The sequence below is a fragment of the Pseudomonas alkylphenolica genome, assembly GCF_004025535.1.
Taxonomy (GTDB): Bacteria; Pseudomonadota; Gammaproteobacteria; order Pseudomonadales; family Pseudomonadaceae; genus Aquipseudomonas; species Aquipseudomonas alkylphenolica_A.
The window spans coordinates 687,398-706,756 of sequence record NZ_QJRG01000049.1 but is presented as its reverse complement, the minus strand read 5'-3'; the positions used below and the strand labels follow the sequence as shown (position 1 = coordinate 706,756).

General features: G+C 60.4%; 17 protein-coding genes and 1 pseudogene. 10 read left to right on the top strand and 8 right to left on the bottom strand.

Going from position 1 to position 19,359, the window contains the following annotated elements:
- Positions 1-251: 251 nt before the first annotated feature.
- The 5 genes from DM813_RS26870 to DM813_RS26850 all read right to left on the bottom strand — a co-directional run bounded on the left by DM813_RS26870 (position 252) and on the right by DM813_RS26850 (position 6,982).
- Positions 252-1,613, bottom strand: coding sequence for a DUF1329 domain-containing protein (locus tag DM813_RS26870; RefSeq protein WP_128326414.1), 1,362 nt, complete (start codon positions 1,611-1,613; stop codon positions 252-254).
- Between the two features lie 35 nt (positions 1,614-1,648).
- Positions 1,649-3,337, bottom strand: a complete 1,689-nt coding sequence (locus tag DM813_RS26865; RefSeq protein WP_128326413.1) for a DUF1302 domain-containing protein — start codon at positions 3,335-3,337, stop codon at positions 1,649-1,651.
- A gap of 92 nt (positions 3,338-3,429) precedes the next feature.
- A complete protein-coding gene (locus DM813_RS26860; protein ID WP_128326412.1) occupies positions 3,430-4,902 on the bottom strand; it encodes an NAD-dependent succinate-semialdehyde dehydrogenase in 1,473 nt (490 codons plus the stop codon).
- Positions 4,903-4,912: 10 nt separating this feature from the next.
- Entirely contained in the window at positions 4,913-5,932 is a 1,020-nt protein-coding gene (locus tag DM813_RS26855; protein WP_128326411.1) for a dihydrodipicolinate synthase family protein, read from the bottom strand.
- A 24-nt stretch (positions 5,933-5,956) separates the two neighbouring features.
- Positions 5,957-6,982: an ornithine cyclodeaminase family protein gene (locus tag DM813_RS26850; protein WP_128326410.1), complete on the bottom strand. Its 1,026-nt coding sequence runs from the start codon at positions 6,980-6,982 to the stop codon at positions 5,957-5,959.
- Positions 6,983-7,250: 268 nt separating this feature from the next.
- On the opposite strand from DM813_RS26850, the gene DM813_RS26845 reads away from it, so the two are divergent.
- Together DM813_RS26845 and DM813_RS26840 are read left to right on the top strand one after the other, a co-directional pair.
- Complete coding sequence (locus DM813_RS26845; protein WP_128326409.1) at positions 7,251-7,991, top strand: FadR/GntR family transcriptional regulator; 741 nt, start codon at positions 7,251-7,253, stop codon at positions 7,989-7,991.
- A 141-nt stretch (positions 7,992-8,132) separates the two neighbouring features.
- Positions 8,133-9,728: a zinc-dependent metalloprotease family protein gene (locus DM813_RS26840; RefSeq protein ID WP_164897301.1), complete on the top strand. Its 1,596-nt coding sequence runs from the start codon at positions 8,133-8,135 to the stop codon at positions 9,726-9,728.
- A gap of 109 nt (positions 9,729-9,837) precedes the next feature.
- Here the strand turns inward: DM813_RS26840 and DM813_RS28565 are convergent, their stop codons facing one another.
- Entirely contained in the window at positions 9,838-9,975 is a 138-nt protein-coding gene (locus tag DM813_RS28565) for a hypothetical protein (protein WP_206617434.1), read from the bottom strand.
- Between the two features lie 242 nt (positions 9,976-10,217).
- Between DM813_RS28565 and DM813_RS26830 the strand changes: the two genes are divergently transcribed.
- Positions 10,218-11,543, top strand: a complete 1,326-nt coding sequence (locus tag DM813_RS26830; protein WP_128326407.1) for a reprolysin-like metallopeptidase — start codon at positions 10,218-10,220, stop codon at positions 11,541-11,543.
- Positions 11,540-11,797, top strand: a complete 258-nt coding sequence (locus tag DM813_RS26825) for a hypothetical protein (protein WP_128326406.1) — start codon at positions 11,540-11,542, stop codon at positions 11,795-11,797. Before DM813_RS26830 ends, DM813_RS26825 begins: the two co-directional genes overlap by 4 nt.
- Before the next feature lie 11 nt (positions 11,798-11,808).
- Here the strand turns inward: DM813_RS26825 and DM813_RS26820 are convergent.
- Positions 11,809-11,937: pseudogene (locus tag DM813_RS26820) on the bottom strand (LysR family transcriptional regulator); the annotation flags it as partial.
- Positions 11,938-12,041: 104 nt separating this feature from the next.
- Here DM813_RS26820 and DM813_RS26815 point away from each other — a divergent pair.
- The gene (locus DM813_RS26815; protein ID WP_164897300.1) at positions 12,042-13,637 is read left to right on the top strand and encodes a zinc-dependent metalloprotease family protein; all 1,596 of its coding nucleotides are present in this window, start codon (positions 12,042-12,044) and stop codon (positions 13,635-13,637) included.
- Between the two features lie 11 nt (positions 13,638-13,648).
- On the opposite strand, the gene DM813_RS26810 is transcribed toward DM813_RS26815, so the two are convergent.
- Positions 13,649-14,509, bottom strand: a complete 861-nt coding sequence (locus tag DM813_RS26810; protein ID WP_128326404.1) for a LysR family transcriptional regulator — start codon at positions 14,507-14,509, stop codon at positions 13,649-13,651.
- Between the two features lie 94 nt (positions 14,510-14,603).
- Between DM813_RS26810 and DM813_RS26805 the strand changes: the two genes are divergently transcribed.
- The 5 genes from DM813_RS26805 (at position 14,604) to DM813_RS26785 (ending at position 19,188) form a co-directional block, all read left to right on the top strand.
- On the top strand, positions 14,604-15,053 hold the full coding sequence (locus DM813_RS26805) for a multidrug/biocide efflux PACE transporter (protein ID WP_128326403.1): 450 nt from the start codon (positions 14,604-14,606) through the stop codon (positions 15,051-15,053).
- A gap of 71 nt (positions 15,054-15,124) precedes the next feature.
- Positions 15,125-15,799, top strand: a complete 675-nt coding sequence (locus tag DM813_RS26800; protein WP_128326402.1) for a S24 family peptidase — start codon at positions 15,125-15,127, stop codon at positions 15,797-15,799.
- A gap of 152 nt (positions 15,800-15,951) precedes the next feature.
- Positions 15,952-17,241 (top strand): NAD(P)/FAD-dependent oxidoreductase, encoded by a 1,290-nt coding sequence (locus DM813_RS26795; RefSeq protein WP_128326401.1) that lies wholly within the window; start codon positions 15,952-15,954, stop codon positions 17,239-17,241.
- A 12-nt stretch (positions 17,242-17,253) separates the two neighbouring features.
- A complete protein-coding gene (locus tag DM813_RS26790) occupies positions 17,254-17,811 on the top strand; it encodes a helix-turn-helix domain-containing protein (RefSeq protein WP_128326400.1) in 558 nt (185 codons plus the stop codon).
- A 24-nt stretch (positions 17,812-17,835) separates the two neighbouring features.
- Entirely contained in the window at positions 17,836-19,188 is a 1,353-nt protein-coding gene (locus tag DM813_RS26785; protein WP_128326399.1) for a glutamine synthetase family protein, read from the top strand.
- The last annotated feature ends 171 nt before the right edge of the window (positions 19,189-19,359 follow it).

Genomic DNA, 19,359 nt, shown 5'->3' with positions numbered 1-19,359 from the left:
TTTTGTTGTTGTCATGACAGCCGTACTGTCCGGCTGCTGCGAATCGAGTGTATGGACTGCACCCGGCAGCAGCTACGTAGCGGCCTCTAATTCAGATATCTAGAAAATGCACAGCTTTGTGCCGGACAGACTCAAACGATGAACAGCGGGGTCAGGTGGCAAACACCGCGCTGCTGATCGCCTTACCGTTTCAGGTGCGGCGGTGCACGACCGGTGCACCGCCTGACAGCGGGTACAGCACCTGCGCAGAATCAGCGCACGCTGCTACCGGCCAGACCGTCCGGTGAGAACACCTTGTCGTTGTCGATTTCCTTGAGCAGGTAGTGCTTGGGCTTGCTGTTGTTCAGCTGAGCGACAAACGCGGTGCCCGTTTGCAGGTCGTTGTAGCCAAAGGAGGCAATCGCCGAACCTGGCAGCTCTGGCACCACCACCACCTGCGACCACAAGGTGCGCCACAACTGGCCGTTGGCATCCCAGCGGTCTGCCAGCACGCAGATCCAGGTGTCTTCGTCGCAGTAGTAACGGCTCTTGGCGGCCTGATGGCGCTGGCCGGCGCGCACGTTCGCCTCGACCACCCACACCCGGTGCTTTTCCCAGCGCACATGGTCGGGATTGAGGAAATTGCCCTTGAGCATCTCCTCGTCCTTGGTCGGTTGCAGGGTGCGGTTGGCGTTGTAGGGGATGAACAGCTCCTTCTTGCCGATCATCTTCCAGTCAAAGCGGTCCATGCGCCCGGTCCAGGTGTACATCTCGTCAAAGGTCATCACCCCGGCAGCGGCGGGCGTCGGCGTATCGCAGCAGCCATTGGGCAGCTTGCGCACACGCCGCTGGCCCTTGAGGTAGACCCAGGTCTGCAGCTTGTCCGGGTCCAGGTATTCATGCGCCAACAGCGCCTCACCCGCTCGCAGCGGCGGGCCGATGTTGCGGATCGCCACCTGCCAGAACGGCTTGCCCTGGCTCTGGAACTGCTCAAGGGTGCTGTTCTTGTCGTAATACGGCAGTTGCTCGTTGATCTCGGCATCGGTCACCAGCACCGCGCGGCCATCGGCGAGAATCTGGTACCAGTTGTTGAAGTGCTGGAAGCGCGCGCCGCGCCAGCGCAGCACATGATTCCACATCACCTCCTCGGCGCTTTGCGGGATCGGATAGGGAATACCGCCGTAAACGCCCTGGGGCACGCCGTTTTCAAGGGTGCCGCGGGTTGCGTTGGCGAAGGTGTTGTCATACACCCATTGCGGCGCCGCCGCGGAACGGCGGGTCGGGTAGACATCCAGGCGATAGTCCGGGTACTTCTTGAGCATCGCCTGCACCCCGTCGCTGAGGTTGCCGGCGTACTGCGCCATGTTCTGTGCCGTGATCGAAAACTGCGGTTTGTCATCCTTGAACGGATCGCCGCGCCGCCCACCCGGCACATCGCCGGGTGTTGGCGTGGTCAGGCCGCCGGTCCAGGCCGGGATCGAGCCGTCAGCGTTAGCCGCCTTCTCGGCACCGGTGGGCGTCAGGTCGGTTTTCAACCGCTGGGCCTGGTCGGCCGGCACCGCGGCATGCAGCGGCAAGGCGATGGCGCAGGCCAACAGTGCCAACCCTTGTCCCAAGGCAATAACCTTGTTCATGATGGTTTCCTCGTTCTTGTTGTTAAACGGACTGGTCAAAAGCTGCGGCGCACGGTGAAAGCGATGAAATCGCGGTCAGCACGGGCCTGCTTGTAGCTGTAGGAATTGCTCTCATCCAGGAAGCTGCCGGCCGATCCGAAGAAGCGCGTGTAGGCCAGGTTCAGGTCCCAGGCGTTCATGTACAGGCCACTGACACCAATGGTGAAATCGCCGCCGTTCTCTGCCGGTACGGCCGAGGGGCCCAGGGCGTTACGCGAGCCGTTGGGGGTAAAGCCGACGCCCATCGGTACGCTGATGTCCCAACCGAGCAGGGCCTGGCGGTACATGGGTTCGAACACCGCGCGCATCGCCCAGGCGTCGCGGGTGATGTTCGGATCAAGCGCGGCGGCACCGGCGACACTGTCGTCGCAGTTCTGCTTGCACTTGAGCAGACGGGTCCAGGCCACTTCGGCAGCCAGGTTCGCTTCGTTCCACAACGCCGTACGCGGCACCGTCCAGATGGTCGAGACGTTGATGTGCGCGGTATCGCCCACTGCATAGGCGGGATGATCACGATTGTCCGGCACGGCGCCGCCCAGTGCCGAGGTATCCACCGCGTGCGTGGTCGCCAGCGACTGATCCTTGCGGATGGACGCCTCCAGCGCGAGGTTCAGGTCGCCGAAGCTGCGGCTGGCACTGAAGCCATACAGCTGGGTGTCTTCCTGATAGGCCAGGTAGTAACCCGTAGGCAACACCGGGCCAAAGGGACCGAACGGCTGCCCCATCCGGGTAACCTGCTGGAAGTCCTTGTCATGAAACTGCAGCGCATAGAAGCCCAGGTCGAACTCGCCCACCTGCCAGCGCAGCTGCAGGCCGAACTGACCGGAATCCTTGGCATCGCGGTCCGACTCCTTCGGCGCAGACAACCCGGTGGCCGGATCGAGCACCAGCCGCTCGGCGCCAGCGCCGACGATATCCGACACCGAGAAGTAACTCCCGGAGCCTGGAATACGGTTATGCACGTAGCGGAACTGGTAATACGCACCGATCGACAGGGTGTCGCTCAGTTGCCATTGCGCCGACACCTGCGGCACCGGCAGCACAAACTCCTTGGCCTCGGCGGTCGGGTCATCCAGCAGGCGGGTGGTATCGAACGGGCTTTGTGCACCGGCGATTGCGTTGTTGGCGAAGAACAGGCTTTCGCCCCACACCAGCGAATGCTGGCCAAGCCGCCCGCTCAGTTCGGTGCCACCCAGTTGCAAGCGGCCGAACACAAAGGCGTCGCGCAACTCGACATCGCGGCCATGCTGGTCGCGGGTGGAGTCGGTGAATTCATCCGGCGCGCTGGAAAGCTGATTGGGATAAGCACCGCCGGCCACCCCGGGGTTGTCGTTGTCACGGTTGTAGACGGTGTCGTACCAGGCGCTGGCACTCACCCGTGCACCGATGCCATCGGGATGGACAAGGTCCAGCTCGCTGAACAGCTCGCCGCGATTGGACACCAGCCCGGTGCTGAAATTCTGGTCGCCGTCGTCCAGGTTGGGATTGGACAACAGTTCACTGTCGCGCTTGTCGACCCGGAACATCGCCGAGTACCGCAACGCATTGTTCCAGTCGAGTTTCAGGCCATCGGCCGATTCCCAGCTGAACGTCGCCCAGCTCTTGCTGGGAGACAAGGCGCCGACCGCAAGGACGATACCAAGGGCGACGGGCAAACGAGCACACTTCTTCTGACGATATGTCATGGCACTACCTGCTTTTATGATTGTTCTGGGAGCCACGTTGCGGTGAAGCGGCCCGCCGCATCGTCATGCCGCGGGCCAGGGGTTGCCGGGTGTCACATGGGATTTACACCGTCCCAGCACAGGTACTTGATCTCGAGGAACTCATCGATACCGTAGTGCGAGCCCTCGCGGCCGAGGCCGCTCTGCTTGATCCCGCCGAACGGCGCGACTTCGCTGGAGATCAGCCCGGTATTGATGCCGACCATGCCGGTTTCCAGGGCTTCGGCCGTGCGCCAGATGCGCGCGGCGTCGCGACTGAACAGGTAGGCCGCCAGGCCGAAGTCGGTGTCGTTGGCCATGGCGACGACCTCGGCTTCACTGCCGAAACGCAGCAACGGCATCACCGGGCCGAACGTTTCGTCACGGGCGATGGTCATCTGCAGCGTCACATCGGCGATAACGGTCGGTTCGTAGAAGGCACCGCCCAGCGCATGACGCTGACCACCGGCGAGCACACGGGCGCCTCCGGCCACCGCATTGCGCAACTGCTCCTCGACCTTGGCCACAGCGGCAGCATCGATCATCGGGCCGATCTGCACCCCGGGCTCAAGGCCGTTGCCGACCTTCAGCTCAAGGGTGCGCAGGGCCAGGCGTTCGGCGAGCTCATCGTAGATACCGTCCTGGATGAACACCCGGTTGGCGGCGATGCAGGACTGCCCGGTGTTGCGGAACTTGGCATTGAGGATGCCCTCCACCGCGAGGTCCGGATCAGCGTCATCGAAGACCACCAGCGGTGCATTCCCGCCCAGCTCCATCGAGCACTTCTTGATGGTCTCGGCAGACTGCGCAAGCAACACGCGGCCCACTTCGGTGGAGCCGGTGAAGGTGATCTTGCGCACCAGGCGGTGACCGGTCAGGACATTGCCGGTGGCCCGCGTTGCGTTGCCGGTGAGCACACTGAACACCCCGGCCGGTACCCCGGCACGGCGCGCAAGTTCTGCCAGCGCCAACGCGGTCAGCGGTGTCTGGCTGGCCGGCTTGACCACCATCGAACAACCGGCGGCCAGCGCCGGACCGGCCTTGCGGGTAATCATTGCCGCCGGGAAGTTCCACGGGGTGATCGCCGCGCACACACCGATAGGCTGCTTGAGCGCGATAATGCGCTGGGTGTCCTTCGGTGCCGGGATCACATCGCCGCGAATGCGTTTTGCCTCTTCGGCAAACCACTGCAGGAAGGACGCGGCGTAGTCGATCTCGCCACGGGCCTCGGCCAGCGGCTTGCCCTCCTCCAGGGTAATCAGGGTGGCCAGGTCTTCCTTGTTTTCGACCACCAGGCGGTACCACTGGCTGATGATCTCGGCACGCTGTTTGGCCGGCACTTTGCTCCAGCGGGTAAAGGCCTCGTGGGCAGACTCGACGGCGAACTCTGCCTGAGCCTCTTTGCACACCGGCAACTCAACCAGTACCTGACCGTTCGCCGGGTTGCGAACGGCGTAGGTGCCATGCGCGGTCTGCTCGACCCATTCGCCGTTGATGAAGGCGCCCTGGCGCCACAATGTCGGGTCTTTCAACAATTGCATGCTCATCGGCGGCGCCTCAGCAAGGGAATCGGCCAATCAGGAACTGGCTGTCATCGTCCGAGGTGCATTCGAGTTTCGACGCCACCAGGCCCTGACGCAGCACCTTCATCAAGCGATCCGGAATACGCCCGCCCGGCGCACGCAGCGGCCCGCCGTTGAAACCGGCCAGCCAGTCCATGTATTTCCAGTGCGCACGGTTGATGTAGTTGGAGCCCGGCATGTAGGCACCGGTGGCCGCGCCCACCGCGCCGCGTGCCGGTTGCACCTGCCAGTGCAGCTGCATGGCCTCTTCCCACTGGCCGTTGCGCGCCAGGTCGAAGGTCTTGGGGAAGTGATCGCCCATCCACTGGGTGTAACTGGTGCCGGAGAACTGCATGTCCATGAACTTCATCAGCGGGATCACATCGCTCTCGATCGGGCAGCTGATCAGCACTTCATCGGCAAAGCGGTGATAGGTCTCGATCAACCCGGCGACATGCGGGAAACCCTGCTCGGCTTTGATCGCGACAATGTTCGGACAGTCGTCGATCAGGCGGCGGATCAACGCCGGCGACATGCCTTGCGGGTGCACACGCTCAAAGCCCCACAACGGGATCGGGAAGAGCATCACCGCGAGGTCGGTGGCATCGCACACTGCCTTGGTGTAGTCGTAGATCTCCTGCTCGCTGGTCGGCCAGAAGTTGGAGGGGTAAGACAGCAGTACGATGTCTGCGCCCGCTTTTTCGGCCAGGGCCAGCGCTTCAATGTTCTCGGCCAGCGTGCCGAAACCGGCGTGGAAGAACAGCCCGAGCTTGTCGCCGGCCGTCTCTTTGGCCCACGCGGTGAACTGTGCGTTCTCCTGCGGGGTGATCGCCACTTCGGTGCACAGCAAGGTGTAGGTGAAGCCCAGGTCCACCAGCTTCTGGATGTCATGGCGGATGCCTTGTTCGTTCAGGCGCTTGAGGTCCGCGCTGTAGCTGGGAATGGTCACCCCCGAGCAACCCACCAGCATTTCATTTGCCCAGGCACGGGCATCGCTGCGTTTGTAGTTGGCCATTGTTGTTCTCCTTGGATGAGTGCTTCAGCGGTCGATCGTCACGACGCCCGCAGGGATGAGTTGAAAGCGATTGCTGGCCAGCGCTTCGCGCAGCAGCATTTCGGCGGTGACGACGTCTTGCAGCGCCGTGCCGACCGATTTGTAGATCACGATGTCGCTGGCCGAGCGGCGTGCCGGTACCTCGCCGGACACCACTTGCGCGAGCCCGACCGTCTTGCCCGCAACGTCCACGCCATCACGGGTGGCAACCAGGGCGTCGCCGGTTTCATGCAGGACTTCTTCGGGCATGTCGGCGATGATCAGGTTGGCCCGGGCCATGGCGGTGGCATCGACCTCGCGCTGTTCCGGCAAGGTCGAGCCCACGGACAGCACCACCATCCCCGGTTGCAGCCACTCACCGAGCAGCACCGGCGACTCGTCGCGGCTGCGCGCGGCGCAGACAACGATGTCGACGCCATCGATAGCGGCCTGGGCGTTGTCGACAGTTTCCAGCTGCAGGCTGTGAGACGCTTGGAAAGCGCTGGCGAATTTCTCGCGACTTGCCGGGGTCGGGCTGAACACCCGCGCCAGGGTCACCTCGCGCACCGATAGCAAGGCGGTCAACAGGCTCTTGGCGACCGAGCCGGAACCGATCACACCGACACGCAGAGTACCTTCGGGGATGACGGCATTGGCGGCGACCACGGCCGTGGCGGCAGTGCGCAGGTCGGTGATGCGGTTACCGTCAACCAATGCCGCCAGCTCCATGGTCCGCTGGTCGAACAGGGAGATGAGGTAGCTGGCGCGGCGAATCTTCGGCGACGCGGCGATCAGCTTGCAGCCCATGTACTCACCCGACGGCGAAACGGCGCAAAGGCTGCGCAACCAGAAGCCTTCGCCGCGGGCCATGATGCGCGCTGGCACCATGGCCGGTTTGATTGGCATGGCATACGCCTGTGCCAGTGCCGCAATCACCTTTGGCCACTGAGCCAGCTCGGCGATGTCGGCGTCGCGAAGAAAGGGGGTGGAGACTTCAATCTTGTCGATGTTTATAGAATCTGCAGCGTCCATGGGAACCTCCGGATCGTGTTGAGCCGGAGTGTATGAAGTGCACTTTGGGTGAGCTACGCGAGCGGGCCTAATACAGATATCTATAAAACAAGACGCTCAAGCGCCTGCCGAAAAACCCGGCGGGCATGCCGTGCCTGGCTGCAGAACGGGTTCCGGGTGACGCAAAACAGATAACTGCTTTGTGCCATTCGAGATGGATTCTGTTGCCCGTTCGGGGTCGGCCTGCTGCCTATAATGCGGCGTCGCCATCAGCCTGATGCCCTGCCCCATGATCGACATCCGTGAACAGCCCGCTCCTCGCCGCAAGCGCCAGAGTCTTTCCCGCACCCTGGTCGCCGAACTTTCCCGGCAGATCAGCGAAGCACTGATCACGCGCGGTGAGAAGCTGCCAACCGAATCACAAATGATGGCGACGTATCAGGTCAGCCGTACGGTGGTACGCGAGGCGATCTCGCGGTTGCAAGCGGCCGGGCTGGTGGAAACCCGACAGGGCGTTGGCACCTTTGTGCTTGGCAGCCACAACAGCCATGGCCTGTGTGTCGACCCGGCAACCATCGCCACCTTGCGCGACATGATCGACGTGCTGGAGTTTCGTGCCAGCCTGGAAATGGAGGCCGCCGGGCTGGCTGCCAGCCGTTGCAGCGACGCCGCTATCGAGCTGTTGCGCCAGGCGCTGGAGGCGTTCAGGCAAGCGACTCACCCAAGCGACAGGGTGGCCTCGGACTTCCGCTTTCATTACCAGATTGCCCTGGCGACCGGTAATCGCTACTACACCGACATCCTCTCGCATTTCGGCCCCGGCCTGCTGCCCAGAACCCGCCTGAACGCGGCCTTGCTGACACCCAGCGATCCCGACCACTACCAGGCCCGTCTGATTGACGAGCACGAGGCGATCTACATGGCAATCGCCCGCCGGGATCCGGATGCTGCGCGGGCGGCCATGCGACTGCACCTTACAAACAGCCGTGAACGCTTGCGCAAGGCATACGATCAGGCACAGCCGTGTTGAAGCTGGGCTCGCGCCCCTACACGTCATACCGAACCATGCACAGGTTGAAAATGGTTGCAGGGCAACTAATAGTCATGCCAGTTGGTCGGGCGTATAAAACTGCATTCAATGAAGTCTCAACTCTTCACGAGACTCAACGTCATGATGCCCGGTAAATGGAAGTCTGAATTTTTGATGGTGGCAGCTTTGCTACTGACGGCGTGCACGCCCTCTTCTCACGCTGCAATGGATGAAAGCGGGAAGGCTTCAATGTTGTTTGAACGACCCACAGCAGATCCGCAGTCGATGCAAAAGCTCATGTCGACACAAGGCATTTATCCCTCGCTTTCTGCGTTACTGGATGCACCTTCCACGGAACAGGCCTGGGAGGTAAAGGTCAATCATGACCTCATTGATGCGGGTAACCATGCACTATCGGTCCCGCCACCTGAGGGTGACGTCGTCCGCTTTGACCTCAAGCGCTTCAGTGACGTCGTGGCAATGTCCGGATGGATTGGAGATGTGGCATCGGACCGCAAGCAGCGCTTCACTTCTGCCGCGGAAGTGGACTTTGATCCCTTCAACTGGATTTCATTGGTCCGCGATGGCGATGAAGTGACCGGGGATATCCACATCAAAGGGCAACTTTATCGACTGGAGCCTATCGGCGCTGGCCGCCATGTATTGATCAAAGTCGATGCGTCCGGAATGCCGCCCGATGGTGAGCCGGTTGTGGAGGCGAATACAGTGCAGACAGCGGCTTCGAACAAGGCGCAGAAACCCGCTCATAGCACTATCAAAGTGCTTTTCGTGACCACCAATGAGCGACGTGCAGCCTCACCAAACTACCGCGCAGCATTAGTACAAGCGTTGCAAAACGCCAACCAGTACCTGATCAACAGTCATGTGCCGTTGACGTACGAACTGGCTGGCTTTTTCGACCCGGACTATAGCGACGCGAACAAAAGTCAGGGGACGATGCTTAATGAAGTGGCGGGCCCCGACACAGCGCTGGCACGAGAAGTCTATGTCCACCGCGACGCACTCAAAGCCAACCTGGTTTCGCTGTTCAACACCGACAGGGCGATATGCGGAAACGCTTTTACCAAGTCGACCAAAGAAAGGGGATACAGCACGATCAGTTGCACAAGCGCTTTGGCGCATGAACTGGGTCATAACCTGGGGGCCGCCCATGGGCTGGAGGTACCGGACCCAGACAAACACTACAATTATGGCTATCGGCATCGTTCGCCAAACTTCCATACCATCCAGGTCAATTCAGATCGTGCGATTCCCTATTTTTCCAATCCGCGCCTGGAATATCAGGGTGTACCCATAGGCACCGTTCAAAACCATGATGTTGCGCGTCAGTTTGATGACTACCGAGACACGGTAGAAAATTTCTATCCATCGATTTTGATGAGAGTCTCAGTGTTTGACAATATCAACATGCAAGGCAACAAATGTACATTCGATATTCAACCTGCGAAGCGCGTTACCTTGATCGAAGAGGAATGCGGAGCGAATTGGACGCATAAAGTGTGGTCTGCCAAAGTAACCAACATGACCGCAGGTGCAACGTTGCGATTGGGTAATGCCTTCGCCTGGCATACCTATATCAGCACTTCCTATCGTGGTGACTTCGATGTGCCTACGTTGACTGGGAAGGTTCACGATGTGCCGGAAGGCATGACGCTTCAGGCAAACCAGGGCAATTTGACCAAACGTATTAGTCAAATAGAAATACTCGAGCAGTGACGAGGATGGTGCAAACCCTCACGGCCTAGCCAGTCCAGCAACCACAACCCCGCCGGCCCCGGCGGGGTCAGCCCGTGGGGCAGTTCGGCCCTGCCGAACCCCTGTTCGGTCATTTCCAGTAGCAGCAGGTAATCCGGTCCGACCACACCCGCCCTTGTGGCTTGTACTCGCTGTCGGCGTAGGTATTGAGGTACAGCTGACGATAGCTGGCCAGGCTCGCCTGAGTCGGCTGCTGCAGTGCCGCCAACGGGTGCGCGCGGGCAACAAAAAGCCCATCTGCGCCGGGTGGGGCAAGCGCCGGGTGGCGATGTCCGGCGGCGAGGCATACGATCAGGCACAGCCGTGTTGAAGCAGGGCTCGCGCACATACACGTCATACCGAACCAAGCACAGGTTGAAAATGTTTTCAGGGCAACTAACAGTTATGCCAGTTGGTCGGGCGTAAAAAACTGCATTCAATGAAGTCTCACCCTTCACGAGACTCAACGTCATGATGCCCAATAAATGGAAGTCTGAATTTTTGATGGTGGCAGCTTTGCTGCTGACGGCGTGCACGCCCTCCTCTCACGCTGCAATGGATGAAACAGGGAAGGCTGCAATGTTGTTTGAACGGCCCACAGCAGATCCGCAGTCGATGCAAAAGCTTATGTCGACACAAGGCATCTACCCCTCGCTTTCTGCGTTACTGGATGCACCTTCCACGGAAAAGGCCTGGGAGGTAAAGGTCAACCATGCACTCATTGAAGCGGGTAACCATGCACTATCGGTCCCGCCACCTGAGGGAGACGTTGTCCGCTTTGACCTCAAGCGCTTCAGTGACGTCGCGGCAATGTCCGGATGGATTGGAGATGTGGCATCGGACCGCAAGCAGCGCTTCACTTCTGCCGCGGAAGTGGACTTCGATCCCTTCAACTGGATTTCATTGGTCCGCGATGGCGATGAAGTGACCGGGGATATTCACATCAAAGGGCAACCTTATCGACTGGAGCCTATCGGCGCTGGCCGCCATGTATTGATCAAAGTCGATGCGTCCGGAATGCCGCCCGATGGTGAGCCGGTTCTGGAGGCGAATACAGTGCAGACAGCGGCGTCGAACAAGGCGCAGAAGTCCGTTCATAGCACTATCAAAGTGCTTTTCGTGACAACCAATGAGCGACGTGCCGCCTCACCAAACTACCGCGCAGCATTAGTACAAGCCTTGCAAAACGCCAACCAGTACCTGATCAACAGTGACGTACCATTGACGTACGAACTGGCCGGCTTTTTCGACCCGGACTATAGCGACGCGAATAAAAGTCAGGGAACGATGCTTAATGAAGTGGCGGGCCCCGACACAGCGCTGGCACGAGAAGTCTATGTCTACCGCGACGCACTCAAAGCTAACCTGGTTTCTCTGTACAACACCAACTATGCGGTATGCGGAAACGCTTTTCGCAAGTCGACCAAAGAAAGGGGATACAGCACGATCAGTTGCTCAAGCGCGTTGGCGCATGAGCTGGGTCATAACCTGGGGGCCGCCCATGGGCTGGAGGTACCGGACCCAGACAAACACTACCATTATGGCTATCGGCATCGTTCGCCAAACTTCCATACCATCCAGGTCAATTCAGATCGTGCGATTCCCTATTTTTCCAATCCGCGCCTGGAATATCAGGGCATACCCATAGGCACCGTTCAAAACCATGATGTCGCGCGTCAGTTTGATGACTACCGAGACACTGTAGAAAATTTCTATCCACCTCAGTGTTTGAAGACATCGAAATGCAAGGCAACAGATGTACATTCGATATCCGACCTGCGAAGCGCGTTACCTTGATCGAAGAGGAATGCGGAGCGAATTGGACGAATAAAGTGTGGTCTGCCAAAGTAACCAACATGACCGCAGGTGCAACGTTGCGATTGGGTAATGCCTTCGCCTGGCATACCTATATCAGCACTTCTTATCGTGGTGACTTCGATGTGCCTACGTTGACTGGGAAGGTTCACGATGTGCCGGAAGGCATGACGCTTCAGCCAAACCCGAGCAATTTGACCAAACGTATTAGTCAAATAGAAATACTCGAGCAGTGACGAGGATGCTGCTAGCCCTCACGGCCTAGCCAGCCCAGCAACCACAACCCCGCCGGCCCCGGCGGGGTCAGCCGCGACCAGGCCGCATCCACGGCGATCGGTCGCGGCCAGCCATCGAGGCGCAACTCCACCAGCTGGCCATACATGTTGAAAATGTTTGCAGGGCAACTAATAGTTATGCCAGTTGGTCGGGCGTATAAAACTGCATTCAATGAAGTCTCAACCCTTCACGAGACTCAACGTCATGATGCCCGGTAAATGGAAGTCTGAATTTTTGATGGTGGCAACTTTGCTACTGACGGCCTGCACGCCCTCTTCTCACGCTGCAATGGATGTAACAGGGACGGCTGCAATGTTGTTTGAACGCCCCACTGCAGATACACAGGCGATGCATAAGCTTGTATCGACACAAGGCATCTATCCCTCGCTTTCTGCGTTGCTGGATGCACCTTCCACGGAAAAGGTCTGGGAGGTACAGGTGAATCCAGCACTGATTGATGCGGGCAACCATGCGCTATCGGTTCCGTCACCTGAGGGTGACGTCGTCCACTTTGACCTCACGCGCTTCAGTGACGTCGCGGCAATGTCCGGATGGATTGGAGATGTGGCATCGGAGCGAAAGCAGCGCTTCACTTCTGCCGTGGAAGTGGACTTCGATCCCTTCAACTGGATTTCATTGGTCCGCGATGGCGATGAACTGACCGGGGATATCCACATCAAAGGGCAACTTTATCGACTGGAGCCTATCGGCGCTGGCCGCCATGTATTGATCAAAGTCGATGCGTCCAGAATGCCGCCCAATGGGGAGCCGGTTCTGGAGGCGAATACAGTGCAGACAGCGGCGTCGAACCAGGCGCAGAAACCCGCTCATAGCACTATCAGAGTGCTTTTCGTGACGACCAATGAGCGACGTGCAGCCTCACCAAACTACCGCGCAGCATTAGTACAAGCGTTGCAAAACGCCAACCAGTACCTGATCAACAGTCACGTTCCGTTGACGTACGAACTGGCCGGCTTTTTCGACCCGGACTATAGCGACGCGAACAAAAGTCAGGGGGCGATGCTTTATGAAATGAAGGGCCCCAACACAGCGCTGGCACGAGAAGTTTATGTCCACCGCGATGCGCTCAGAGCTGATTTGGTTTCTCTGTTCAACACCAACGGTGCGGTATGCGGAAACGCTTTTGGATGGTCGACCAAAGCAACGGGATACAGCACGATCAGTTGCACAGTCGCTTTGGCGCATGAGCTGGGTCATAACCTGGGGGGCGGCCATGGGCTGGAGGTACCGGACCCAACCAAATACTTCAATCATGGCTATCGGCATCGTTCGCCGAACTTCCATACCATCCAGGTCACTTCACATGGTGCGATTCCCTATTTTTCCAATCCGCGCCTGGAATATCAGGGTGTACCCATAGGCACCGTTCAAAATCATGATGTTGCGCGGCAGTTTGATAACTACCGAACCACGGTAGAAAATTTCTATCCACCGATGCCGATGAGTATCACCGTGTTTGACAATGCCAACATGCAAGGCAACAGATGTACATTCGATATTCAACCTGCGAAGCGCGTTACCTTGATCGAAGAGGAATGCGGAGCGAATTGGGCGCATAAAGTCTGGTCTGCCAAAGTAACCAACATGACCGCAGGTGCAACGTTACGATTGGGTAATGCCTTCGCCTGGCATACCTATATCAGCACTTCATATCGTGGTGACTTCGATGTGCCTACGTTGACTGGGAAGGTTCACGCTGTGCCGGAAGGCATGACGCTTCAGGCAAACCCGGGCAATTTGACCAAACATATTCATCAAATAGAGATACTCGAGCAATGACGAGGATGCTGCTAGCCCTCACGGCCTAGCCAGTCCAGCAACCACAACCCCGCCGGCCCCGGCGGGGTCAGCCGCGACCAGGCCGCATCCACGGCGATCGGTCGCGGCCAGCCATCCAGGCGCAATTCCACCAGCTGGCCATGCCCATATTGCTGCACCAGCCCGTGGGGCAGTTCGGCCCAGCCGAACCCCTGTTCGGTCATTTCCAGTAGCAACAGGTAATCCGGCGCCGACCACACCCGCCCTTGCGGCTTGTACTCGCTGTCGGCGTAGGTATTGAGGTACAGCTGACGATGGCTGGCCAGGCTCGCCTGAGTCGGCTGCTGCAGTGCCGCCAGCGGGTGCGCGCGGGCAACGAAAATGCCCATCTGCGCCTGGTGGGGCAAGCGCCGGGTGGCGATGTCCGGCGGGTACACCGGTTGCGCCGCGAGCAGCCCCAGGTGCGCCCGCCCGCTTTGCAACAGGCTCAGGACATCCCCCGCCTCGGCAATCATGCATTCGAGCTCGATGTCCTGATAGCGCTGCTCGAACTGGCGCATGACCTGGTTGTCCGGGGTGAGCTGGTACATGTCCGAGAGGACGATGGTCAGGCGCGGCTCGACATTGTCGGCCAGACGAATGCTCAACGCGTCGAGGCGTTCGCTGGCCGCCAGAATCTCCTGCACATGGCCCAGCACCTTGCGCCCGGCCTCGGTCAACACCGGCTGGCGGCTCTGCCGATCGAACAGGCTGACGCCAAGGTCGGCCTCAAGGTTGGCAATCGCCGCACTGACCGTGGACTGGCTTTTGCGCAATTTGCGCGCCGCCGCCGAGAACGAGCCCAACGCGACCGCTTCGACGAAGGCGTGCAGCGCTTCGGGTGAGTAACGCATGTCGTCTATCGCTTTTATCGATGGAATCCATTTTTAACATACGCATAAAACCGATGACAATCACCCCATCAAAACCAACCACCCAGGTGTTGTCATGATTGCGTCCAACAAAACTTTCGCCGAGCGTGTCGTCCACGCCGTAGGTTTCGAAGCCATTGCCGTACTGATCTGCGCCCCGATCGGCGCCTGGCTGATGAACCGCTCGGTGCTGGAAGTGGGCGCCCTGACCCTGGTGCTGTCGAGCGTGGCGATGCTCTGGAACATGCTCTACAACGCTGTGTTCGATCGCCTCTGGCCAGCGGACAAGGTGGCCCGCAGCGTCAAGGTCCGGGCCCTGCATGCCGGTGGCTTCGAAACCGGCTTTATCGTCATCGGCGTGCCGATTGCCGCGCTGATGCTGAACTTGTCGCTGGTGCAGGCGTTCATGCTGGAGATCGGCTTCTTCGTCTTCATGCTGCCCTACACCATGGCCTACAACTGGGCCTACGACCTGCTGCGTCAACGCCTGTTCAAGGCCCAGGCCCAGCGCCTGCAAGTGCAATAAGCGGGTTTTGTCTGTGGGCGCTTTTGGTTTAGCCTGTTTAGCACAGAGCTAAATACTGGCAGCCGGCGCCCATGAACATCCACGACATCCGTAAAACCAACCTGCTGCAACTGATCGGCAGCCAGCGCAAGGCTGCCTGCGCAGAACGCTGGGGCATCAACCCGGCTCACCTGAGCCAGATCCTGTCGCACAAGACCGAAAAGAACCTCGGTGACGAAGTGGCCCGCCGCATCGAAGCGGCCGAAGGCCTGCCCGGGGGCTGGATGGATGTGCTGCAGGGCCAGGTGCCGCTGGTCGACCCGGCCCTGCCGACAGGCTTTGTCACCATTCCCCATTTCGATATTCGTGGCTCCATGGGCAACGGCACCACACCGCCCGGGCATGTCGAGGTGATCCGCGACCTGACCGTGCACCAGGACTGGCTGCGCAGCCAGGGCATCAGTTATTCGGGGCTGAATAACCTGGCGATCATCTGCGGCGACGGCGACAGCATGGCCGGTACGTTCAATGACGGCGATGCGCTGCTGGTGGACCGTGGCGTCAACGAGGTGCGCACTGATGCGGTGTATGTGTTCAGCCTGGAGGGCGATCTGTTCGTCAAGCGCTTGCAACGCATGACGGGCGGGGGGTTGCGGATGATTTCGGATAATCCGTTGTATCCGCCGTTGATGATTGAGGGCGCGGCGCTGGAGAAGCTACATATTCAGGCGCGGGTGTTGCTCGTGTGGAACGCACGGCGGCTGTAGGCGTGGATTTATCCGCGAAAGGCCGCACTGCAGTCCTTTCGCGGATAAATCCGCTCCTACGGAAATTCAGGCAAAACGTGGGGGTTGGAACCGTGAAATTTATCTGGTAGTTTTTCATGAAAATATACCAATAAAAATTCACGAGGCCCGTCATGTTCAAGCAGTCCGCTCAGCATGTCGCCAGCTACTACGCACAAACCTTCCCCCGCCCCCTGCCCCTGCGCCCAACCCTGAACACCTCGCTCGACACCGAAGTGCTGATCATCGGTGCCGGTTTCAGCGGCCTGCACACGGCCCTGCGCCTGGCTCTGGCGGGTAAACGGGTCACCGTGCTCGAAGCCAGCCGGGTCGCCTGGGCAGCGTCCGGGCGCAACGGCGGGCAGGCCTTGCTGGGTTGGTCGTGCGACATGGGGCCGCTGGAAAAGTCCCTGGGCCAGGAGCGTACCCGCCGTCTCTGGGACAGCATGTGCTGGGCCGCCGAAGAAATGCGCGACCTCCCCGGCCACCATGACTTCGACATCGACTACCGGCCAGGCAGCCTGTGGACCGCCGTGCTGCCCCGCCGCGTCGGCATGCTGCGCGAGGCCCAGCGCGAGGCCGTGGAAAAATGGGGCTACGACAAGCTGCGCCTGATCGAACGTGAAGAACTCCCCGAGTGGATCGACAGCCCACGCTACCAGGCAGCGCTGTACGACCCCGAAGGCGCGCACCTCAACCCGCTGAAACTGGCCCAGGGCCTGGCTACTGCCATCGAGGAAGCCGGCGGGCGCCTGTACGAACAGACCCGGGTGCTCAGCTATCGCGAAACCGCCAACGGTTTCGTCGCCCGTACCGAACACGGCGAAGTGCGCAGCGATGTGCTGGTACTGGCCTGCAATGCCTATATCGACCGCCTCGACCGGCAACTGTCGCGCCGCCTGCTGCCGGTGGGCTCTTACCAGGTGGCCACCGCGCCCCTGGACCCGGCCCTGGCCCGTTCGCTGCTGCCACGTAACAGCTGCGTGATCGACAACCAGTTCGTACCCGACTATTTCCGCCTGACCCCGGACCACCGCCTGTTGTTCGGCGGCGGCTGCACCTACCTGGGCGGCATTCCCGAAGATGTCGCGGCGGCCACCCGACCGGTGCTCGAGCGCGCCTTCCCGCAATTGCGCGGCGTTGCCATCGAGCACGCCTGGGGCGGGCACATCGATTGCAGCCTGCGGCGCACGCCGGACATTGGCCGCAGCGGCCAGCGCTACTGGCTGCAGGGCTTTTCCGGGCACGGCGTACTGCCGACCCTGGCTGGCGCCCGCGCCGTCAGCGATGCCATCCTTGGCGACACCGATTTGCTGGCGTTGTACCAGGCCATCGACAACGGCCGCTTCCCCGGCGGCGATTTGCTCGCTGCCCCCTTGGAAGCCGCGGCCAAGGCCTGGTACCGCCTGCGAGACAACCTTTGAGAGGACAGCTCCATGGACATGCAGGATGAAATCGAAGGCCTGGCGATCCTGATCCGTGACCTGCGCAAACACCGCAACCTGACGCTGGGCGAACTGGCCCAGCGCATCGACCGCTCGGTGGGCTTTCTGTCCCAGGTGGAACGTGGCCTGTCGCGCCCGACCGTGGCCGACCTGACCGCCATCAGCGAAACCCTGGATGTGCCCACCACCTACTTCTACAACCTGAGCAAGCCGCGGGAAGTCGACTGGGTGACCCGTCCTGGCGAGCGGCGCACGCTCTATTACGCCAGCGGCATCACCGACGTGCTGGTCTCGCCCAAGCTCACCGGCGGCTTTTCGATGCTCGAAAGCCTGCTGGCACCCGGTGCCAGCAGCGGTGAAGGCCACCTCGATGACAGCTCCGAGCAAGGCGGCTTTGTCCTCGAAGGCGAGCTGAGCATCTGGCTCGACGACAACCTTGAGCCCGTCACGCTGGGGGTCAACGACAGCTTTCAGCTACCGCCGCACAGCCAGTTCCGCTACGCCAACCTTACCGAACACACGACCCGGGTGCTCTGGGTATTCCGTTGAAAACAAGCCGCAGGATCGCACGTAATGACAACAACAAATGACTGCCCTGATCTGCTTAGTGAAGTTCGCGCGTTTCGCGCCAAGCATCCTCAGGTGCGTTATGTCGACTTGATCAGCCTGGACATTCCCGGGCATTTCTATGGCAAGCGCTACCCCATCGACATGCTTGAAAAAGTCGCCGCCGGCAGCCCGCTGAAACTCCCGCAGAACTGTGTGTTGCTGGGCGTGCAAGGCGGGCTGTTCCCGATCGGCGACTACTGCTTCAACGACGGTGACCCGGATGCACCACGGCGTTTGATCCCCGGTACGCTGAAGCCGGTGCGCTGGGAAAACCAGCCACTGGGGCAAATGCTGATCAGTTCCGACGGCACCTCGGCCCCCATCGAGTTCGAGCCTCGGGAGGTACTCGCCCAGGTGCTCAAACGCCTGGAAAAACGCGGCATTCGCCCGGTGGTGGCGTTCGAGCTGGAGTTTTACCTGTTCGACCGCACCCTCAAGGACGGCCTGCCGCAGTTCCCCCGCGACCCGTTCAGCGATGACCCCGACGATCAGCCGAACATGCATATCGAACGCCTGTCGCGGTACTCCGATGTGTTGCGCGAAATGGTCGAGGCGGCCAACGAACAAGGAGTGGACGCCAACGTCATCACCGCCGAACTGGGCCCCGGCCAGTTCGAAATCAACTTCGGCCACTGCGACGACGGCTTGCGTGCCGCAGACTGGGCCGCGCTGTTCTGCCGCAGCACACGCGGCGTGGCACTCAAGCACGGCATGCGTGCCAGCTTCATGAGCAAGCCCTACCTCGACGCACCAGGCAGCGGCATGCACGTGCATGTCAGCCTGTATGACCGCGACGGCAACAACCTGCTCGCCGCTGATCAGCAGCAACCCCTGCGCCATGCGGTAGCCGGCTGCCTGGAGCTGCTGCCGCACTGCATGCCGATCTTCGCCGCCAACCACAACGCCACCCGCCGCTACGGCGCCATGGTCAATGCCGCCAGCCGCGCGAGCTGGGGCTTCGAGGACCGCGATGCGTGCATTCGCATCCCCGAATCCGACCCGCGCAACTTGCGCATCGAGCATCGCCTGGCCGGCGCCGACGCCAACCCGTACCTGGTGCTGGCCGCCATCCTCAGTGGCATGGAGCACGGCCTGGATGCCGCCCGCGAGCCGATCGCCCCACTCAACGAAGACCGCAGCAGCGGCATCGAATTTCCCAAGGACATGCTCAGTGCCGTCGCCGCCATGCGCCAGCACCCGGTGGTCAACCAGGCCTTGGGCAGCGAGTTCGTGATGGTGTACTGCGAGAACAAGCGTCAGGACCACCTGGCCTTCATGCACGACATCAGCGCCCGGGAGTACCGCTGGTTCATGTGATCAGGCCGTAGTGGACAAGCCCGCCGTGTGCGGGCTTTTTCATGGGTAGCTAAATTAATTTAGCTGCCAGCATTGACGCAGATTTAGCTTGCCGATAAGTTCGACCTCGACTGCGACACATTTTGTCGCAACGTACAGACACTCAGGTCTCACATTTGTTCAGGAGAACAT

Bases quoted from the DNA above. Each gene is read 5' to 3' on its own strand.
- DM813_RS26870 (WP_128326414.1), bottom strand. From the start codon at position 1,613: ATGAACAAGGTTATTGCCTTGGGACAAGGGTTGGCACTGTTGGCCTGC.
- DM813_RS26865 (WP_128326413.1), bottom strand. From the start codon at position 3,337: ATGACATATCGTCAGAAGAAGTGTGCTCGTTTGCCCGTCGCCCTTGGT.
- DM813_RS26860 (WP_128326412.1), bottom strand. From the start codon at position 4,902: ATGAGCATGCAATTGTTGAAAGACCCGACATTGTGGCGCCAGGGCGCC.
- DM813_RS26855 (WP_128326411.1), bottom strand. From the start codon at position 5,932: ATGGCCAACTACAAACGCAGCGATGCCCGTGCCTGGGCAAATGAAATG.
- DM813_RS26850 (WP_128326410.1), bottom strand. From the start codon at position 6,982: ATGGACGCTGCAGATTCTATAAACATCGACAAGATTGAAGTCTCCACC.
- DM813_RS26845 (WP_128326409.1), top strand. From the start codon at position 7,251: ATGATCGACATCCGTGAACAGCCCGCTCCTCGCCGCAAGCGCCAGAGT.
- DM813_RS26840 (WP_164897301.1), top strand. From the start codon at position 8,133: ATGATGCCCGGTAAATGGAAGTCTGAATTTTTGATGGTGGCAGCTTTG.
- DM813_RS26830 (WP_128326407.1), top strand. From the start codon at position 10,218: ATGATGCCCAATAAATGGAAGTCTGAATTTTTGATGGTGGCAGCTTTG.
- DM813_RS26815 (WP_164897300.1), top strand. From the start codon at position 12,042: ATGATGCCCGGTAAATGGAAGTCTGAATTTTTGATGGTGGCAACTTTG.
- DM813_RS26810 (WP_128326404.1), bottom strand. From the start codon at position 14,509: ATGCGTTACTCACCCGAAGCGCTGCACGCCTTCGTCGAAGCGGTCGCG.
- DM813_RS26805 (WP_128326403.1), top strand. From the start codon at position 14,604: ATGATTGCGTCCAACAAAACTTTCGCCGAGCGTGTCGTCCACGCCGTA.
- DM813_RS26800 (WP_128326402.1), top strand. From the start codon at position 15,125: ATGAACATCCACGACATCCGTAAAACCAACCTGCTGCAACTGATCGGC.
- DM813_RS26795 (WP_128326401.1), top strand. From the start codon at position 15,952: ATGTTCAAGCAGTCCGCTCAGCATGTCGCCAGCTACTACGCACAAACC.
- DM813_RS26790 (WP_128326400.1), top strand. From the start codon at position 17,254: ATGGACATGCAGGATGAAATCGAAGGCCTGGCGATCCTGATCCGTGAC.
- DM813_RS26785 (WP_128326399.1), top strand. From the start codon at position 17,836: ATGACAACAACAAATGACTGCCCTGATCTGCTTAGTGAAGTTCGCGCG.